Here is a 17,015-nt window from a genome sequence, read left to right on the forward strand (position 1 = left end):
AGAAGGATGGAATATAACATAAAAGAACAGCTGCACGCGCTCGCGGAAGAGGATTACCGAAAGTTCTCTTCCTCGCTTATCCCAAACGTAAAAAATATATTAGGGGTTCGTCTTCCTCAGCTGCGTAAGCTAGCCAAACCGATTGCGAAAGGCGATTGGAGAGCGTATCTGAAGCATGCCGAGAGCGAATATTTCGAGGAGGTCATGCTGGAGGGAATGGTCATCGGCTTGATTAAAGCGGAGCCCGAGGAGCTTCTGCAGCGAATTGCCGATTTTGTTCCCAAAATAGATAATTGGTCAGTATGCGACAGCTTCTGTATCGGACTTAAAATGGCCAAAACGAACAAGGCTGCAGTGTGGGACTTCATTCAGCCTTACCTTGCGTCAAGCCAAACGTATGAAATACGGTTTGGCGTCGTGATGCTTTTAAACTTCTATATCGAAGAAGCGTACATGGACCGATTGCTGGCGCTGCTTGACCAGACTGATCGAAGCAGCTATTACGTCCAAATGGCGGTAGCGTGGGCGGTTTCTATTTGCTACATTAAGCTACCGGAATTAACGCAAGCTTACTTGGAGGACAATACGCTTGATGACTTCACCTACAACAAGGCTTTGTCGAAAATAACCGAATCATACCGCGTAGATCCGGAAACGAAAAGCAGAATACGCGGCATGAAACGGAAGAAAAGGTTATAGGTTAAGCCTTATGCTGGGCCAGAAGCTTCAGCAATTGCACGCCTGCATCCGTGAAGAGAACGGATTCGTGCTCCACATAGCCTAGGTAACGTAGACTGAAAATCGCATGCTCATACTCGTTTTTGAAAAACGCTTCTCCAAGCTGCTTAAGGGCTTGACCATCCGATTCCGCTATGCGGTTAGTACCGATTTGCTGAATCAGCACATAAAGGGATAGCATGTCCTTTAAGCCGCCGAACATTAGGTTCCAGCCATGCTCCGAGCTGCTGTTGTATTCGCCAAGCGCTTTCTCGATATCGGCTTCCGTCCAGTTCTCCTCTTGCGCTACGTTGATGACCTGCGTGAACGTCATTTCGCAGCCTTTCGCGAGAGGCTTCAGTTCAACGGTAAGGCGGTCTATGAGCTCGCTGAATTGCGGCATCTGGAAGGTAAACACCAATCGGGTTGGACGCTCAATCTCCAAGTATTCGCCGGTAGCCGTGTATTCAACGCCTTCGCGCTCATCGATAACCGTCCATTTTCCGCCAACGACGGGCTCATTAGCGGCTAATTTATTCGTACCCTCATTCGTCATCAGCCATTTTCTCATCATGACAGGATTGATCCAAGCATCGAATACGCGTTCCGCCGAAACATCGAATTGCCTTACCATAATCAGCGTAGTCTGGGACACATTAGCCATTTGTTAACATCCTTTTCTGCATCGTATTTGTTGTTCTGCATGAAAATAGAGACAGACACGTTAATGCTTTTCCTTTTCTGCTTTGCTCAGCTCGCGCTCAAGCGCATCGAACTGATGATTCCAAAATTGCTCGTAAACATGCAGCCATTTGCTTGCTGAAGCGAGCGCTTGCCGGTCAAGCGAGCAAATATGCGTACGGCCGGCAACCGTTCGATGCAGCAGTCCCGTGTGCTCCAGCACTTTAATATGCTTGGAGGCAGCGGCAAGCGACATGTCAAAGGGGGCGGCCAGCTCCGACACCGTCCGCTCTTGCAGCGACATCAGCCTAACCATCTCTCTTCGCGTCGGATCGGAGAGCGCATGGAAAATGGCATCGAGTTCATCGTCATGTTGTTTAACCATACGGTTAACTATATATGAATACAAAAAGATGTTCAACCAAATGGTTGAACATCTTTTTGTATTCATATATAGGAAAGTATATCATTTTCCAACTTTCTCTATATTTCTACGCGAAACGTAAGCTTAGCAGCCAGAGGACGGATTCACCCGTTTACGCTTGAGCAAAGCTTGTTGTTCGGAAGGAAAATCAGGCTTCATCGACGGATAGCTTAAGGCTCAAAGCCTTTCTGGCTAATATAGATTTGCTCTTCGGAGAATACCTGCTTCATCCGTTCCTGGACGAGCTTATAGGCTGACGGGTCATGCCATTCCTCGAGGCCGAGCTGCTCATACCAACGATGGATTCCGAGCTGCCTGCTCCGTTTTCCGCTGCTGCCATCGCCCATGAAATAATCATCGATGCAGATGCGATCAACGAGCGGCCGCAGTTTATGTGGGAACTCTTCACTGCTCGGTAATATAGGCGCGATAGCGGCTTGGGTGCTAATGCCTGCTTCGGAAAGCAATTGCAGCGTCTTCAGCCTGGCCTGTATCGGAGGAGCATCAGGCGAGAAGAACTTGCGAATGGGTTCGAGGTCCGTCTCTATCGTCATGCTAATGCGCACCTTGTCCCCAAGCTTTAAAAACAGGTCTATATCGCGCCGCACTAGCGGGCTGCGGGTCTGAACGAGCAGGAAATCGGGCGGCTGCTCGACCATAACCTCCAGCAAGGATCTCGTGATCCGTTCCTTATATTCAATCGGCTGGTAGGGATCTGTGCTTGAGGACATGAAGATCGTTACCGGTCCCTTGGAGCGGGCGCGAAGCAGTTCTTTGCGCAAGACAGCCGCGGCATCCTGTTTCACGTCGACCCAGCTTCCCCATTCCTTGCCTCGGAATAGAGAAACCGGCATTTTCCGAACGTAGCAGTAGGAGCAGCCAAACGAGCAGCCTGTATAGGGGTTAAGCGAGTGGCTGTAGCCGGTTAGGAATCCGGTTCCTTTATTGAGAAGCGACTTGGGCTGCTTGTAAGAATATTCTATGTTCATCTATTCACCTGCCTCCTTAAAGAGTAGCATGAACAGCCACGAGAGGAAACGTTAGGTTGCATCATGAAAAATAATGCCTAAGCTGTACCTGGTTCCGGCAGCAATCGTGCTTACGCCATGGCGAAGCGTCGTTCTATAATAGCCGCGGGAACCTGGGACCGGACGGTGTTGCGTGGGGAATAGGAGGCCTTCTCCTTGTCGGAGCGAGATAACATGTCCTCGGCTTTGCGCACGCGGGCGCTGTTCGACGAGCAGGAATTCGCCGCCCGCAAAATCACGATCCTTCTCATTTAGCGCGAATACGGCTTGAAAAGGAAAATATACGTCACCATATAGATCCTGATGAAGGCAGTTGTAGCCGCCTTCCTCATACTTCAATAGTAAAGGCGTTGGGCGCTCTTGTCCCGCAGCATGGCAGCGATCGAGAAACTCACTTAGCGAAGGCGGGTACACGGGGGATTGCCCCAGCAGCCCAAGCCAGCGGTTAGCCACTTCGGCCAATCTAGGATATAGCCCTTCCCGCAGCTGCTGCACGAATGCAGGAAGAGGAGCTTGGTAATATTTGTACTCACCTACGCCGAATCGATATCTAGCCATGTTGACCGTGCTGCGGAAAAGCTCTTCATTTCCATAGCCTTCCATGATTTCTCGGCATTCAGCTTGATTTAGCAAGGCAGGCAGCTTCGCAAAGCCGTGTTCATCCAACGAAAGCCGTATGGCATCGAAGTCAAGCATGGCGATACGCTGGGGAAGGCTGTTAGCCATGCGCGCCGATCCCTTCGCGGCTAATCGCTGCGCTTTCCAACTGCAGCAGCCTTGTTTTCATCTCGATCCCGCCCCGGTAGCCAGTTAAGGCTCCGTTCTTCCCAATTACGCGATGGCAGGGAATGGTGATTAGGATCGGATTGGCGCCAATGGCCGTGCCGACCGCGCGAACCGCGGATGGACGCCGGATGAGATTCGCAATATCCGAGTAGGACTTAGTCTGGCCGTAGGGAATATCCCGCAACGCCTGCCATACTTCAAGCTGGAAAGGCGTTCCCTGGTAATCGAAAGGGATGGTAAAGCCTTCTCTCGCGCCTTGCAAATATTCGATCAGCTCGGACCTAAAAGGCTCAAGCGCAGCATCGTCCCGAACCAAGCGATATCCTGGAAGCTTTTTGCCCATCCATTGCGCCAGCTCCTCGAACGTTTGGTTTTGCGATCCTGCAAAGCACAGCCCTTTCGGGGTAGCTGCAAGATGAATGTTCCAGTCCTCATAAGCGAGCGTTGACCAATACAGCTGAGGCAAATCCTTTGTGTTTGTCATTCGAGCATCTCTCCAGTCGTTATGGGATGGTCTTTCCGGTAGCTTGCCGGTGTTTGATTCGTTTTTTTCTTGAAGAGGGTGATGAAATAAGGCGTATTCGGCAGGCCGACACGCGCTCCGATGTCGGATACCATTAAGTCCGTGTCAAGCAGCAGCCGTTGCGCCGCTTCGATTCGAACCTGCTGAATATACGCCACTGGCGTAAGCTGCTTGATCCTTTTGAATGTTCGGTGGAGATGATAAGGGCTGCCATGAAGCGCTTCCGCCAATGCTTCCAAGGAAAGCACGTTCATATAGTGTAAGTCGACATAAGCAGTCGCGGCGGCAATCCATTCCTCATCGGGCATACGCTCCCTCGTGGGCTTGCAGCGCTTGCAAGGGCGAAAGCCTGCGGATTTCGCTTGGTCAGCGGTGTCGAAGTAAGCGATATTGTCATGGTTAGGCGGTCTGGATTTGCAGGAAGGCCTGCAAAAAATACCTGTCGTTTTTACGGCATAATAGAATTGGTCATTGTAGGAAGCATCGTTGCGAAGAACGGCATTCCATTTCTCCATTTGGCTGCTATCCGTCATAGGGCTTCACCTCTTCCATTAGTATAACCTCGTGAGCATGCGTATGTACGCATATGGGAATGGAATAGCAAGATAGTGAAACGCCATTGAACGGGAGAAAATAATGAACGTGAAAAAATATTGAATGGAAGCAAATAAGGTTTTGATTATTTTAAGATTGACATATCGGAAATTATCGATATAATAAACCGTATGAGACCAATTGACGTATTTAAGGCGCTGTCCAATGAGTCCAGGCTTCAAATCTTGCAATGGCTGAAGGATCCGGAAAACCATTTTGCTCCCCATGAAGGAGTTGACATGAGAGAGATTGGGGTGTGCGTAAGCCAAATTACGCAGAAGCTGAATATGACGCAGTCCACGACCTCGCAGTTTCTCTCCATGCTGCAGCGGGCAGGGTTGATTCAGACCCAGCGGATCGGCAAGTTTACGTATTACAAGAGAGACGAGCACGCTATCGGGGAGATCGCTGATTATTTTAAACAAGAGATATAAGCAGCCCAAGCTGAATGTTAGCTTTCCAGCATTCAGTTTTTATTAGCCTTTACAAATCGACATATCGCGATATGTATTTTAATAAATCATATCGTTAATTAAAAATTTATAGATATGTAAATGCAAGAAGATTATCAATACTCAATTACAAGATTACAAGGAGTGGAATGATTGTGACGAACACATGGAAGATTTACATTTTGGCAATCGTCAGTTTTTTAGTAGGCACCTCGGAGTACATTATCTCGGGCATATTGGATAAAATAGCAGCATCGCTTGATATTACGGTCGGTGCGGCAGGACAGCTCATTACGATATTCTCGCTGGTATACGCGGTAGGAACCCCGATTATGATGGCTGTAACTGCGAAGGTAGATAGACGCAAGCTGCTGCTTTCAGCGCTAGGCTTGTTCACGATCGGGAACCTCTTAGCCTTTATATTGCCCGGTTTCGGATTGTTCGTATTTGCGCGCGTCGTCATGGCGCTTGGGGCTGGAATGGTTGTTGTCACAGCTTTGACAATCGCGGCCCGATTAGCACCCGCGGGTAAGCAAGCAAGCTCGATTGCGACGGTGGTTATGGGCTTCACAGCCTCTTTAATTGTCGGCGTGCCGTTAGGAAGGATAGTCGCCAGCGCCTACGGTTGGAAATCCGTATTCGGAGGGATAGCGCTCATTGCGATTGCGGCCATAGCCGTCATTGCGTTCACGATTCCCAGCATGGCAGGCGACAAGCCAGTACCCCTGCTAAAGCAGCTGTCCTTGCTGAGAAAAAGAAAAGTTCTTTTAGGCTTAGGCATTACGTTTTTCTGGTTAGGCGGATATTCGATCACCTACACGTACATTTCCCCTTATCTCTTGCAGGTAGGCGGGCTTAGCGAGAAGCTGCTGAGTACGCTGCTGTTAGCCTTTGGTGTTGCAAGCTTGGTCGGCTCGAAATTCGGAGGTTACAGCGCGGACAAATGGGGCGTTACCCGAACGTTGGCTGGCGGAATGTCTCTTCATATTATTATGCTGGTCTTGCTATACTTCGTATCCGGCTCGACAGCCGGATTGCTCGCCGTCCTTCTGCTATGGTCGTTTGCGGCATGGTCAAGCGGACCGACCCAGCAATTCAATTTGGTTACGATTGAACCCGACTCCGCAAGCGTCATGCTCGGCCTTAATCAATCGGTCATGCAGCTTGCTATGGCGGCAGGCGCGGGATTCGGCGGTCTGGTGGTTGGTCAGGTTGCTCTATCGGCGATTACGTGGATCGGGGCTTTAGGCGTCGCTATTGCTGCTGTCGCAGCCGTGCTCTTGCCGCGAATCGGGGCGAACGCGAATAATGTGGAGCAAAAAGCTGCAGCGTCCCTTATGAATTCTTAATCATTCAGACAAGACGAATTGAAATCGTGAATGGAAGGATAACGAAGGGAGTATTTAGAGGTTTATCGAACTCAACACATTCGACACACTGAGCAGACTCAGCAGACTGAGCACACTGAGCACACTGAGCAGACTCAGCACACTCAGCACACTCAACATACTCAACATACTCAACACAGCAATCCAAAAGAAACGCCGATGCTTTTGAAGTGCTATAATGGTAACGAATAACCTAATAAATGGATGGAAGGATGATTTGTGAGTGGCAACGCTTAAACCTTTTATAATCTCGGAGGATTCCAGAGCGCAAGCTGATTTCTATATTGGAGCGCTTGGCGGTCAAATCCAATCCATCATGACACATGATCAGGCACCGGAGTCGAATGATGCGATGAAAGATAAAGTGATGCATATGTGCTTTGATGCAGGCGGAGTAAACTTCTTTATGGCAGATGCATTTGGCCCTCTTACGAGAGGGAACGGCTTCAGTCTGAACATGGAGTTTGAGTCGGCAGCAGAGGGAAGGACAGCATTCGATAATCTTGTGGCAGGCGGCAATGTCATTCAACCGCTAGAGCCGGTTTTCTGGGGCGGCATGTACGGACAGCTGGAGGATAAATACGGCGTCTATTGGATGATCAGCTGTGGAGCCGAGTAAGCATTGCATTCGCATTAACTATAAATTCTAGAAATGAGGCAGTCCCGGTAGCATTTACGATAAATTGGAGGAATAGGGCAGTCCCAAAAGCGTTACGATAAATACGACGAATAGGGCAGTCCCAAAAGCGTTACGATAAATACGACGAATAGGGCAGTCTCAGAATCGTTTATATTAAATTCGAGGAATAGGTTATCCCAAAAGCGAGATGCTCCCTTTACGGTAGGCAGGTGAAATGATAAAAACCTGTTGCTGTATTGGGGCATTTTTTATAGGCAAAGGGGCCTGCAGCCTCGGCGAAATTCGCATTCATTCAAGAGATTGAGACGGGCCCTATGGGTGTATAGGCTGCTGTTAAAAAGCATGGCATGATTAAAATAACTCTAACGAAGCAGCAACCTCGTTTTTCTATCGTTTGAACGATTGTAGTCAAATGTAATGGCCGCGTTTCTATGGAATACAGGAAGAAAACCGGTTAAACTCATTTCATTTTTTGTACTTAGGTCAATCGAGTCACACCTGTAGAATCTGAGCTACGCTGCACTTTTTGCAATGTAATGCCCTCATAGCACGACCACCCTCGCGTTCCATTGCAGTTTCTGCAATGGAAACGTCCGACTCTATTGTATTTCACGTGAATTTTTGTTTTTTCATTGTAGTTTATACAACGTAGCTTCTTAAATGCTGTCACCCATAAGAATTCTGTTGCACTTTGTGCAGCGTAGCATCCTAGACAGCGGAGGCCAAGCTAGGTCACTCGAAAAGTACCTGTGATATCTGAGCTACGTTGCACTTTGTGCAGCGTAACTTCCGCGATTGCGGAAACCAAGCTAGGTCACTCGAAAAGTACCTGTAATATCTGAGCTACGCTGCACTTTTTGCAATGTATTGCCTCCATAGCACGACCACCCTCGCGTTCCATTGCAGTTTCTGCAATGGAAACGTCCAACTCTATTGAATTTCACTTGAATTTTTGTTTTTCATTGTAGTTTGTACAACGTAGCTTCTTAAATGCTGTCACCTATAAGAATTCTGTTGCACTATGTGCAGCGTAGCATCCTAGACAGCGGAGGCCAAGCTAGGTCACTCGAAAAGTACCAGAAAAGTACCTGTAATATCTGAGCTACGTTGCACTATGTGCAGCGAAACTTCCACGATTGCGGAGGCCAAGCTAGGTTACTCGAAAAGTACTTGTAATATCTGAGCTACGTTGCACTATGTGCAGCGTAACTTCCACGATTGCGGAAACCAAACGAGGCTAGTCGAAAAGCACCTGTAGTAGCTGAGTTACACTGCAGCTACTACGATCTGTTTGTCGCGTTTTAGTGTGCAGGCAGAAGGGGAGGGGGCCAAAAAAAGGTAACCCCGGTCCGCTAATCCAATAAAATTCGAGAAAAACATCCAACTCCACGATAAAGTTGAGCTGCAGTTTTTTAAGACGATTTGATGCAACATGTGGGAGCTGAAATTCCAGAACGACTTTGAGTCAGCCATCTTCTATCTATCCGACGTAGGAATCGCTGAATTCAAAACGCATTTATAGGTTGCATGTGCACATATATGTATCTTCGAAATTATGAAGCTAAGCTTGCCATACGTAACAAATCCCCCCGCAGCTGCGTCTCTAGTTTACAGATCATGTATATTTGAGGGGGCAAGATGTGAGAAAATTGAAAAGCGGTATCGTGTTGCTAATTGTAATCTTAACTGCACTATCCGGTTGCTCGAAAGCAGAAGTGAAGCCATCAGCTTCAAGCAGTGATTTAGCCGATATTTATTCGTTTCTAGATGCGTTGAAAGCTGATTCTGAATTCGTAGCGGAAATAACGCTGACAGGCGCCTTCAAGGAACTACCGGAATACGAAGGAGCGGGCTTTTCTCTTACGGAGGTTGAAGTGCAAGAAGTCATACAGGGTGATGAACGCTATGACGGTCAGGTTATTTCATTAATAGGCTTTGTACCGCTAGTCACAACCAATAACAGTGACAGGTTCGTTTTGTTTCTTCATCGCTATGAGGGCCCTGTCCTTTCGGAGGAAGCGTTCGTCATTTCCGGCGTATTCCAAGGCAAGTTTCGAATAGACGACAAAGAAAAGATCCATTACGACAATCACGATTATTTGGAGACAGCGGCATTTTATAAGGATTTGAATGGTATGAGTCTTGGCTCGTTTAAGTCGCTGATTAGAGAGTAGTTGAAAGCCGATTTCTTCAGAAACCACTTGGTCCATTAATGGAGGTGGCTGCCTAGCAGTGAGCGGACAAAAGAATGATATTTTTACCTTTTTGCCAGCTAATGCGCTCCAGTGTAGCAGTTGCTTCTACTATAAGGCAGGTTTGAAGGAGGAAGCTGAGCTAACCGCAAGGCGGAATGATTTGGGCTTTTATAAGGATCATAAGCGAATATACGGATACTTGGAGCATTTGACGGTAGACGATTAAAAAAGCAAGGAAACGGTTAGCAGAATTGCTGACTTAACTGAAAGCGTCACGCGTATCGAGCTCTTTGGCGATATGTGCTGGTTTTTTGACCATGAACGCGCCCGAATGTACTACCGTTTAGCCAGGGATAAATTGAAAATAATCAATGAAGTCGATCCATATCAATTGGAATATATGATTAATGTTTATAGTTGGTCATCATCGATGCAGATGTACGTGCCTGCGCTGCGCTATGCTTTAGGCCTCAGCCTCCATGATCTGGATGACGTGGAATTTGCCGCGCGTATCGATGCCAAGGAAGCATCTCTGAAACAAATCAGCTTATAACGAGCAGCATCGTTGATTAGGAACCGAGCGGACAATCGTATAAAATAGACAAGCGGTCACTTAGTGACTGCGGCGATCAACCTATCTCTACAAATAAAGGAGCACGATATGATGACATCACCTTATGCGCCGAAGCTTGATCGGACTTACATATTAGGCCAGCTGGAGACGCTGCTGAGCATTCCTAGCCCGAGCGGCTATTGCATGGAAGCCATGAAGTATATGGAGCAAGAGACAAAGCGGCTGGGCTACGCGCTTGCATTCACGCCGAAGGGAAACGGGATCATTACGGTTCCGGGGCAATCGCCGGAGAAGGTAATCGGTTTGACTGCGCATCTCGATACCCTTGGGGCAATGGTTCGTTCCATCAACTCCAGCGGAACGCTGCGCATCACGCCGATCGGCGGATATGCGATGCATACGGTCGAAGGCGAGTATTGCGTCATTCATACGCGAGATGGCCGGAAATATGAAGGAACGGTGCTTTCAACCAAAGCATCCGTTCACGTATTCAAGGATGCAGGCGAGTGGAAGCGCGAGGAAGCGAATATGGAAATCCGGATCGACGAGCTGGTGAAGAGCAAGGCTGACACGGAGAAGCTAGGCATTTCCGCCGGCGACTTCGTATCATGGGAGCCGCGCACGCGCGTGATCGCGAATGGCTGGGTGAAATCTCGGCATCTCGATGACAAGGCGAGCGTCGCTGCACTGCTTGGCCTTCTGGAATGGCTGAAGCGGGAAGGAAAGACGCCTGCCTGCACGCTCAAGCTTATTTTCTCGACCTATGAGGAGGTTGGGCACGGCAGCTCCTATATTCCGGAGGATATTACGGAAATGATTGCCGTTGATATGGGCGCCATCGGCGATGATCTAGCGACAACCGAGATGGATGTCTCGATCTGCGCGAAGGATTCAAGCGGACCCTATGATTATGCAATGACCTCTCGGCTTATCGAGCTGGCAAAACGTGAAGGCATCGCTTACGCGGTCGATATTTATCCGTATTATGGCTCGGACGCGTCAGCGGCACTTCGAGGAGGCAGCAACATCCGTGCGGCTTTGATTGGCCCGGGCGTCCATGCCTCCCATGGGATGGAGCGCACGCACGCGAACGCAGTCGTTAACACAGCAGCTTTGCTGCTGGCATATGTCATGGAATAGGCTTGCCGGAATGGTCGATCCGGGTAGAGCAAGCCTGAATAGGCCTAACCTCATTAAATGGAGCAAAGAACCTTTAACGTCACTTTAATAAGTGGAGTTAAAGGTTCTTTTTTTCACCCCAGGTTACTTGCGAAATAGCAGCCGGCATTTTCAAAAGGACATCGGGATCCCGCTATATCATGTCTAGGGCTTGTTAAGCTGCGCCATTCTTGCACTCCTCTTTCGTCAAAATCAGCTGAACATAGGCCATTAGGGGAAGCGGGAGCAGTAGTCTTTTGGAGGTAGCCGGCGGGCTGATATTGGTCCGATTTCAGTACTTGCGTAGCTTTATATTTATCCCGAATCGTGGATGCCTAAACACACGGATCGCTCGGGAAACGATTTCATTCCTCGACAATTTTGCTGTTGACCTTGATGAATGTCCGTTTTTAGGGCCAAACTTGCCTGTTTTTAGATTAGAATTTTGTTATTTTTGTTTTTTTGCTGTAAAGATAACGTTCTCATATTAGAAAATATTCATGTAAATGGCCATTGCGAAAAATGTCGACAAGTCATTTTGTCCTGCTTTAGTAGGATGCTGGTCAATAGTCCCTTTTTTTTTCGAGATTTTAACCGATTTTTTGATTGGTTTTAGCGAAACGGCATCGCTAGGAAATGTGATAATCCTTTATTTTACTTGGGATTGAGGCGAATGGCGCTCCTTCGGAAATGAGTCTTGAGTGGGATTCTCTCAGAAAATTCATAAAGCGCTTCCAATTGTCAGAATACTTAATTTCGACATCCTAAATCATCCCTTTTATATCCAACTATTCACATCAATTAGGAGTCCGTACTTAGGAAAAGCAGGACCAAAATGAGCATGAATGTCTAATGGCGACCATGTCTTTATTCCCTCAAGAATTATTTTCATCTGTGTCATACTAGAGTGCAACGAGAGGCAAGAGCAGTTCCAGGAATCAATGGATATGAGCAAGCTGATGAATGGAGGTTTCAGAGATGAATGTTTCAAATCAGGAGCAGAAGCGGGTAAGGCTGAAGCAATTTTTGAAAATATTATCCGAGGACCCTTCTCTACTCAAGCAAGATAGTCAAGCGGAGATGCGAACTTTGCCGGAGCTGCTTACGGCAGTAGGCTGTCGGCTGCGCAATGAACCGATCGATATGGCCGAGCTGGTATCGCAGCTTCTTGGTAAGCTTGGCTTGCAAGCCTGCTCCTCCGATATGATGGAGCATGTTATGAATGGCGGAACCGTAGATGAGTTTATAAACACGTCAAAACAATAATTACGTCCTTATTTGAAGGAGCCCCCGAAAAGGGCTGCTCCTATTTATAAGTGACGCCCAAAAGTTCGCGTTTTGAATAATTAGTAAATTTTAATATTCATTAAGAACAACTTTAAAGGCGTTGAAAACGCAAATGATTTTAATAGTAATGGAGGAACAATTTTGGAATTGAAACAGTATTGGCTCATCGTCAGAAGAAGGCTGTTGATGATAACTTTGATGATTACCGTTAGCTGTCTGGCCATCGGCATATACTCCAGCTACTTTATTAAGCCGCAATATGAGGCATCCGCTAAATTAATCGTCAACGATTACAAGGACAGCAGCTCGCTGCTTTCGAGTATAGACGTTGGCTCGATTAACTCCACGATTGGACTTATCAAAACCTATAAAGAAATTTTGAAGACACCGCGAATGATGAAAAAGGTCGTGAACGAATATCCGAAGCTTGGCGTGACCTACGGCGAGCTGATCGGAAAGGTGAGCGTAAGCTCGGTAAACGAAACGCAGGTTATGTCCATATCCGTAAGGGACGATTCGTACGAGCAAGCAGCCCAAATTGCCAACGCCGTTGCGATTGTGTTCCAGAAGTCGGTTCCCGAGCTGATGAAGGTCGACAATGTATCGGTCCTTGACCAAGCCGATCCCAAGGAATATCGCGGACCGGTAGCGCCTAACGCCAAGATGAACGTAGCCGTCGCATTTATGCTTGCCTTGATGATGGGTGTAGGGCTTGCCTTCCTGCTTGACTACTTGGATGACACCGTGAAAACAGAGGAAGATATCGAGCTGCTGCTGGATGTACCGGTTCTGACCTCTATTCCGAAGTTTGAAGAACGGGATTCCTTGGAGAAGACGAATAGCTCGCCTTTAACGAAGATTGCAGGGAGGGAACAGAATGTCTCGCTTGACTCCTAAATGGAACCTCATTACCGAACTGAATCCCAAATCGCCGATCTCAGAGGGCTACCGGATGCTTCGAACGAACATCGAATTCTCGACGATTAGCCAGAAGCTGCAGGTCATTATGGTCACTTCCTCCAAGCCGAGCGAAGGGAAAAGCACAACCTGCGCGAATATGGCCGTGGCATACGCCCAAGCGAACAAAAAGGTGCTGCTGATCGACGCGGATTTGCGCAAGCCATCGCAGCATCATATTTTCGGCAAATCCAATCGCACCGGCCTGACGACGGCTTTATTCAATCAGCTGGCGCTCGAGGATATCATCCAGTTTACGAATACGGATAATTTATCGATTATCCAAGCGGGCCCAACGCCTCCTAATCCCTCGGAGCTGCTGTCATCGGAGCAGATGGCCGCGCTTCTGAAAACGGCGAGAGAAAGATTCGACGTGATCATCATCGACACCCCGCCGATTATGTCCGTTACGGATGCGCAGATCGTAGCAACGCAGAGCGACGGCGTCGTGCTTGTCATCGATTCCGGAAAAGTGAAGAAGGAAGTGGCCCTCAAAGCGAAGGCTTCAATCGAGCATGTTAAGGCAAGGCTCATCGGTGTTGTACTGAATAAGATCAACCGAAATCATTCTGATATCTATTCCTACTATTACGGGGAAAAAACCGACGCCTAGCATTGGTTAACCCGGCTTAGTCAGCAAGAAATAGATAGGTAATGTCTCCTGCACCTCTATCACCGGAGGCACTCGGTCATGCTGTGGGTCAGCCGACCTTAGACGTTAATCGTCAAGGGTGTGACGTGAGGAGGGGTTCAATGCCCCTGTAAACCAAAAAATATAATAGGATAGGGTGAAATCAAATGAAAAAAGTGAGAAAAGCCATTATCCCCGCAGCAGGACTAGGAACGCGCTTCTTGCCGGCAACGAAAGCGATGCCCAAAGAAATGCTTCCAATCGTCGATAAGCCGACCATTCAATACATTGTTGAAGAAGCAATCGAATCAGGCGTTGAAGACATTATTGTCGTGACCGGTAAAGGTAAACGGGCGATTGAGGATCACTTTGATATCGCCTTTGAGCTTGAGCATATTTTAGAAGAAAAAGGCAAGTACGATATTTTGGAAAAAGTAAGAAAATCATCAAATGTGAATCTCCACTACATAAGGCAAAAAGAGGCGAAGGGGCTCGGGCACGCTGTCTGGTGCGCGCGCAACTTTATCGGCGATGAGCCGTTTGCTGTCCTGCTTGGCGATGATATCGTCGAGGCAGACGTGCCTTGCACGAGGCAGCTTATCGAACAATATGAGAAAACGGGCCGATCCGTAATCGGCGTTCAGACCGTTGGCGTGGATCAAACACATCGTTACGGAATCGTGGATCCGGGGCAGCGGCTGGACAACCTGTACGAGGTTAACCGCTTCGTAGAGAAGCCGCCCCAGGGGCAAGCGCCTTCCAATCTCGCCATAATGGGCCGTTACGTGCTGACGCCGGAAATATTCGAGTATTTGGGACGGCATGAAAAAGGCGCCGGCGGCGAGATCCAATTAACGGATGCGATTCAAAGCCTGAATATGAATCAAGGCGTCTATGCCTTCGATTTCCAAGGCATCCGCTATGATGTCGGCGAGCAGCTTGGCTTTATTATGACGAATATTGATTTCGCCCTTAGAAACAACGAGCTTAAGTTTAAGCTGATGTCTGAGCTTGAGGACCTGATGGAACGGGAGTTAAGCAAACAGCTGCTGGCTGGAAGGAGTGAACGAGTATGACGCCTCCACAATATCAGGATGAAGCGGTAGTCGGCGTAACCGATTATTACGCAAACGCGGTTTCGAGGCAGGATGCCAACCAGGCGATTACGATGTATGCCGTTATGAAGCGGACGATTGACATTGTTGGTTCATTTTTCGGCTTATTGCTGCTTAGCCCGTTGTTCGTCGTCATCGCAATCCTCATTAAGTGGGAGGATCCGAAAGGGTCCGTCTTCTTCTACCAAACGAGGATCGGCAAAGACGAAAAGCCGTTCCGTATGTATAAATTCCGCTCGATGCTGACCGGCGCTGAAGATAAGCTGAAGGAGCTGCTCGACAAGAACGAGATTAGCGGGGCAATGTTCAAGATGAAGGATGATCCGCGGATTACGAAGATCGGCAAATTGATCCGCAAGACGAGCATTGACGAGCTGCCTCAGCTGCTGAACGTGCTGCGGGGCGAAATGTCCTTGGTTGGTCCAAGACCGCCGCTAACGCGGGAGGTTGCCGAGTATACCGAATATGACAAGCAGCGCTTGTCGGTGACGCCGGGCTGCACAGGGCTATGGCAGGTAAGCGGGCGCAATAATTTGTGCTTCAAGCAGATGGTGGAGCTTGACCTTGCTTATATCGAGAAAAGATGCATCTGGTTTGACATCAAGATTATGTTTAGAACGGTGAGAGCGGTCGTGGGCTCCCAGGACGCATATTAGGAGTGAAACACTATGGCGAGAGTGCTGCATATATCGGAGTTTACGAAAGGCGGGATTGAGACGCATCTGAACGAGGTGCTGAGCTATCAATCGGGCCGACATGATATTTATCTGATGGCTTCCGAGCAGAACTCCAGTCCGGATACGCTGCAGATCAGCCGGGATCGGCTGAGCCTTTATCCTTACAAGCGGAAGCCGGCCTATTTTGTCCGAGCGATGAAAGCTATCCATCGTACCGTGAAAGAGTTTAATCCGGATATTGTGCATGTCCACGGAACGTTCGCAGGTGTTTTCCTGCGAACGTTGTTTTTTTTCAAGGGCCGCCGGCCGATCGTCATTTATAACGCGCATGGCTGGGCATTTCTGATGGACATCAAGCCTTGGAAACAGCGCATATTCGCGATGGTCGAGAAGACGCTGGCGCTTCGCACCGATTACATTATTAACATTTCGAAGCATGAATACGATAAGGCGATGCATTACGGGCTGCCTTCCAAGAAGTCCGGCATCGTGTACAACGGCGTATCCGATACAACGCCATCGAATACGCCTCCCTTTGAAACCGAGCCTGACCGGATCAATCTCCTCTATGTTGGCCGCTTTGACCGACAGAAGGGATTCGATCTGCTGCTTGAGGTGTTCAATGAGCACAAGTTCAAGAACGTCAGCTTATATTTGGTAGGCGATACGGTGCTTGAGGCCGTCGACTATCATTTCCCGGAAAATACGGTCAAGCTCGGCTGGGTAGACAATTCGCAAATCGACCGCTACATGAATGCCTGCGACGCAGTGATCATTCCGTCCCGCTGGGAAGGGTTCGGCATCGTTGCCATTGAGGCGCTGCGGAATAAGAAGCCTGTCATAGCGAGCAACAGAGGTGCATTGCCCGAGATTATTAAAGATGGCGTAAACGGCTATGTTTTCGATTTCGAGAATAAGTCAGAGCTTGCGGGGATCATTAACCGCCTGGATAAGGATACGCTTGCGGCAATGGGTCAAGCGGGCCTCGACATCTTTCAGGAAAAGTTTCATTCGAACCAAATGAACAGCCATATCGAGCGCTTGTACGAGGACGCCATGCACAAGCGTAAACGGCTGAAGCCGGTCTTTGGCGGCTAAGCTAACGTTTCGCGTAGAAATATAGAGAAAGTTGGCAGAATAATATACTTTCCTATATTTGAAGAAACGCGGCACGTACGCGGCTGCCGT

The 17,015-nt window shown here is 48.4% G+C and carries 20 protein-coding genes; 14 read left to right on the top strand and 6 right to left on the bottom strand.

Features of this window, described 5'->3' with window-relative positions:
• The first annotated feature begins 6 nt into the window (after positions 1 to 6).
• Positions 7 to 699, top strand: coding sequence for a DNA alkylation repair protein (locus AC0YN3_RS07600; protein WP_475774512.1), 693 nt, complete (start codon positions 7 to 9; stop codon positions 697 to 699).
• Between the two features lies 1 nt (position 700).
• Here AC0YN3_RS07600 and AC0YN3_RS07605 read toward each other — a convergent pair whose 3' ends face one another.
• The 6 genes from AC0YN3_RS07605 to AC0YN3_RS07630 all read right to left on the bottom strand — a co-directional run bounded on the left by AC0YN3_RS07605 (position 701) and on the right by AC0YN3_RS07630 (position 4,692).
• Positions 701 to 1,381, bottom strand: a complete 681-nt coding sequence (locus AC0YN3_RS07605) for an SRPBCC family protein (protein ID WP_475774513.1) — start codon at positions 1,379 to 1,381, stop codon at positions 701 to 703.
• Between the two features lie 60 nt (positions 1,382 to 1,441).
• Positions 1,442 to 1,783 carry an ArsR/SmtB family transcription factor gene (locus AC0YN3_RS07610; protein WP_183569636.1) on the bottom strand — a complete coding sequence of 114 codons (342 nt, stop codon included), beginning with the start codon at positions 1,781 to 1,783 and terminating at the stop codon, positions 1,442 to 1,444.
• A 209-nt stretch (positions 1,784 to 1,992) separates the two neighbouring features.
• Positions 1,993 to 2,811, bottom strand: coding sequence for an SPL family radical SAM protein (locus AC0YN3_RS07615; protein ID WP_475774514.1), 819 nt, complete (start codon positions 2,809 to 2,811; stop codon positions 1,993 to 1,995).
• A gap of 51 nt (positions 2,812 to 2,862) precedes the next feature.
• Positions 2,863 to 3,576, bottom strand: coding sequence for a 2OG-Fe(II) oxygenase (locus AC0YN3_RS07620; protein ID WP_475774515.1), 714 nt, complete (start codon positions 3,574 to 3,576; stop codon positions 2,863 to 2,865).
• The gene (locus AC0YN3_RS07625; protein ID WP_475774516.1) at positions 3,569 to 4,120 is read right to left on the bottom strand and encodes a methylated-DNA--[protein]-cysteine S-methyltransferase; all 552 of its coding nucleotides are present in this window, start codon (positions 4,118 to 4,120) and stop codon (positions 3,569 to 3,571) included. The genes AC0YN3_RS07620 and AC0YN3_RS07625 overlap by 8 nt, the downstream gene beginning before the upstream one ends.
• A complete protein-coding gene (locus tag AC0YN3_RS07630; protein WP_475774517.1) occupies positions 4,117 to 4,692 on the bottom strand; it encodes a bifunctional transcriptional activator/DNA repair enzyme AdaA in 576 nt (191 codons plus the stop codon). Before AC0YN3_RS07630 ends, AC0YN3_RS07625 begins: the two co-directional genes overlap by 4 nt.
• 192 nt (positions 4,693 to 4,884) lie before the next feature.
• On the opposite strand from AC0YN3_RS07630, the gene AC0YN3_RS07635 reads away from it, so the two are divergent.
• The 13 genes from AC0YN3_RS07635 to AC0YN3_RS07695 all read left to right on the top strand — a co-directional run bounded on the left by AC0YN3_RS07635 (position 4,885) and on the right by AC0YN3_RS07695 (position 16,925).
• Positions 4,885 to 5,187 (top strand): ArsR/SmtB family transcription factor, encoded by a 303-nt coding sequence (locus tag AC0YN3_RS07635; RefSeq protein ID WP_475774518.1) that lies wholly within the window; start codon positions 4,885 to 4,887, stop codon positions 5,185 to 5,187.
• Positions 5,188 to 5,360: 173 nt separating this feature from the next.
• On the top strand, positions 5,361 to 6,554 hold the full coding sequence (locus AC0YN3_RS07640; protein WP_475774519.1) for an MFS transporter: 1,194 nt from the start codon (positions 5,361 to 5,363) through the stop codon (positions 6,552 to 6,554).
• 262 nt (positions 6,555 to 6,816) lie between these two features.
• A complete protein-coding gene (locus tag AC0YN3_RS07645; RefSeq protein ID WP_475774520.1) occupies positions 6,817 to 7,212 on the top strand; it encodes a VOC family protein in 396 nt (131 codons plus the stop codon).
• Between the two features lie 1,661 nt (positions 7,213 to 8,873).
• Positions 8,874 to 9,407 (top strand): hypothetical protein, encoded by a 534-nt coding sequence (locus AC0YN3_RS07650; RefSeq protein ID WP_475774521.1) that lies wholly within the window; start codon positions 8,874 to 8,876, stop codon positions 9,405 to 9,407.
• Between the two features lie 58 nt (positions 9,408 to 9,465).
• Positions 9,466 to 9,654, top strand: coding sequence for a hypothetical protein (locus AC0YN3_RS07655; protein ID WP_475774522.1), 189 nt, complete (start codon positions 9,466 to 9,468; stop codon positions 9,652 to 9,654).
• A gap of 105 nt (positions 9,655 to 9,759) precedes the next feature.
• Positions 9,760 to 9,981 (top strand): hypothetical protein, encoded by a 222-nt coding sequence (locus tag AC0YN3_RS07660; RefSeq protein WP_475774523.1) that lies wholly within the window; start codon positions 9,760 to 9,762, stop codon positions 9,979 to 9,981.
• Between the two features lie 108 nt (positions 9,982 to 10,089).
• Complete coding sequence (locus AC0YN3_RS07665; RefSeq protein ID WP_475774524.1) at positions 10,090 to 11,142, top strand: M42 family metallopeptidase; 1,053 nt, start codon at positions 10,090 to 10,092, stop codon at positions 11,140 to 11,142.
• A gap of 996 nt (positions 11,143 to 12,138) precedes the next feature.
• Entirely contained in the window at positions 12,139 to 12,426 is a 288-nt protein-coding gene (locus AC0YN3_RS07670) for a hypothetical protein (protein WP_475774525.1), read from the top strand.
• Positions 12,427 to 12,588: 162 nt separating this feature from the next.
• The gene (locus tag AC0YN3_RS07675; protein WP_475774526.1) at positions 12,589 to 13,344 is read left to right on the top strand and encodes a YveK family protein; all 756 of its coding nucleotides are present in this window, start codon (positions 12,589 to 12,591) and stop codon (positions 13,342 to 13,344) included.
• Positions 13,325 to 14,017 carry a CpsD/CapB family tyrosine-protein kinase gene (locus tag AC0YN3_RS07680; RefSeq protein WP_475774527.1) on the top strand — a complete coding sequence of 231 codons (693 nt, stop codon included), beginning with the start codon at positions 13,325 to 13,327 and terminating at the stop codon, positions 14,015 to 14,017. The genes AC0YN3_RS07675 and AC0YN3_RS07680 overlap by 20 nt, the downstream gene beginning before the upstream one ends.
• A 185-nt stretch (positions 14,018 to 14,202) precedes the next feature.
• Positions 14,203 to 15,111 carry a UTP--glucose-1-phosphate uridylyltransferase GalU gene (gene galU, locus AC0YN3_RS07685; RefSeq protein WP_183569658.1) on the top strand — a complete coding sequence of 303 codons (909 nt, stop codon included), beginning with the start codon at positions 14,203 to 14,205 and terminating at the stop codon, positions 15,109 to 15,111.
• Positions 15,108 to 15,806 carry a sugar transferase gene (locus tag AC0YN3_RS07690; RefSeq protein ID WP_475774528.1) on the top strand — a complete coding sequence of 233 codons (699 nt, stop codon included), beginning with the start codon at positions 15,108 to 15,110 and terminating at the stop codon, positions 15,804 to 15,806. Before galU ends, AC0YN3_RS07690 begins: the two co-directional genes overlap by 4 nt.
• A gap of 12 nt (positions 15,807 to 15,818) precedes the next feature.
• Entirely contained in the window at positions 15,819 to 16,925 is a 1,107-nt protein-coding gene (locus AC0YN3_RS07695; RefSeq protein ID WP_475774529.1) for a glycosyltransferase, read from the top strand.
• The last annotated feature ends 90 nt before the right edge of the window (positions 16,926 to 17,015 follow it).

This window comes from Paenibacillus sp. J22R232 (assembly GCF_056269165.1).

Excerpts from the sequence above, each read along its gene's own strand:
- AC0YN3_RS07660 (WP_475774523.1), top strand. The coding sequence starts at position 9,760 with ATGTACTACCGTTTAGCCAGGGATAAATTGAAAATAATCAATGAAGTC.
- AC0YN3_RS07690 (WP_475774528.1), top strand. The coding sequence starts at position 15,108 with ATGACGCCTCCACAATATCAGGATGAAGCGGTAGTCGGCGTAACCGAT.
- AC0YN3_RS07600 (WP_475774512.1), top strand. The coding sequence starts at position 7 with ATGGAATATAACATAAAAGAACAGCTGCACGCGCTCGCGGAAGAGGAT.
- AC0YN3_RS07615 (WP_475774514.1), bottom strand. The coding sequence starts at position 2,811 with ATGAACATAGAATATTCTTACAAGCAGCCCAAGTCGCTTCTCAATAAA.
- AC0YN3_RS07620 (WP_475774515.1), bottom strand. The coding sequence starts at position 3,576 with ATGGCTAACAGCCTTCCCCAGCGTATCGCCATGCTTGACTTCGATGCC.
- AC0YN3_RS07635 (WP_475774518.1), top strand. The coding sequence starts at position 4,885 with ATGAGACCAATTGACGTATTTAAGGCGCTGTCCAATGAGTCCAGGCTT.
- galU (WP_183569658.1), top strand. The coding sequence starts at position 14,203 with ATGAAAAAAGTGAGAAAAGCCATTATCCCCGCAGCAGGACTAGGAACG.
- AC0YN3_RS07625 (WP_475774516.1), bottom strand. The coding sequence starts at position 4,120 with ATGACAAACACAAAGGATTTGCCTCAGCTGTATTGGTCAACGCTCGCT.
- AC0YN3_RS07605 (WP_475774513.1), bottom strand. The coding sequence starts at position 1,381 with ATGGCTAATGTGTCCCAGACTACGCTGATTATGGTAAGGCAATTCGAT.
- AC0YN3_RS07610 (WP_183569636.1), bottom strand. The coding sequence starts at position 1,783 with ATGGTTAAACAACATGACGATGAACTCGATGCCATTTTCCATGCGCTC.
- AC0YN3_RS07665 (WP_475774524.1), top strand. The coding sequence starts at position 10,090 with ATGATGACATCACCTTATGCGCCGAAGCTTGATCGGACTTACATATTA.
- AC0YN3_RS07670 (WP_475774525.1), top strand. The coding sequence starts at position 12,139 with ATGAATGTTTCAAATCAGGAGCAGAAGCGGGTAAGGCTGAAGCAATTT.
- AC0YN3_RS07695 (WP_475774529.1), top strand. The coding sequence starts at position 15,819 with ATGGCGAGAGTGCTGCATATATCGGAGTTTACGAAAGGCGGGATTGAG.
- AC0YN3_RS07630 (WP_475774517.1), bottom strand. The coding sequence starts at position 4,692 with ATGACGGATAGCAGCCAAATGGAGAAATGGAATGCCGTTCTTCGCAAC.
- AC0YN3_RS07680 (WP_475774527.1), top strand. The coding sequence starts at position 13,325 with ATGTCTCGCTTGACTCCTAAATGGAACCTCATTACCGAACTGAATCCC.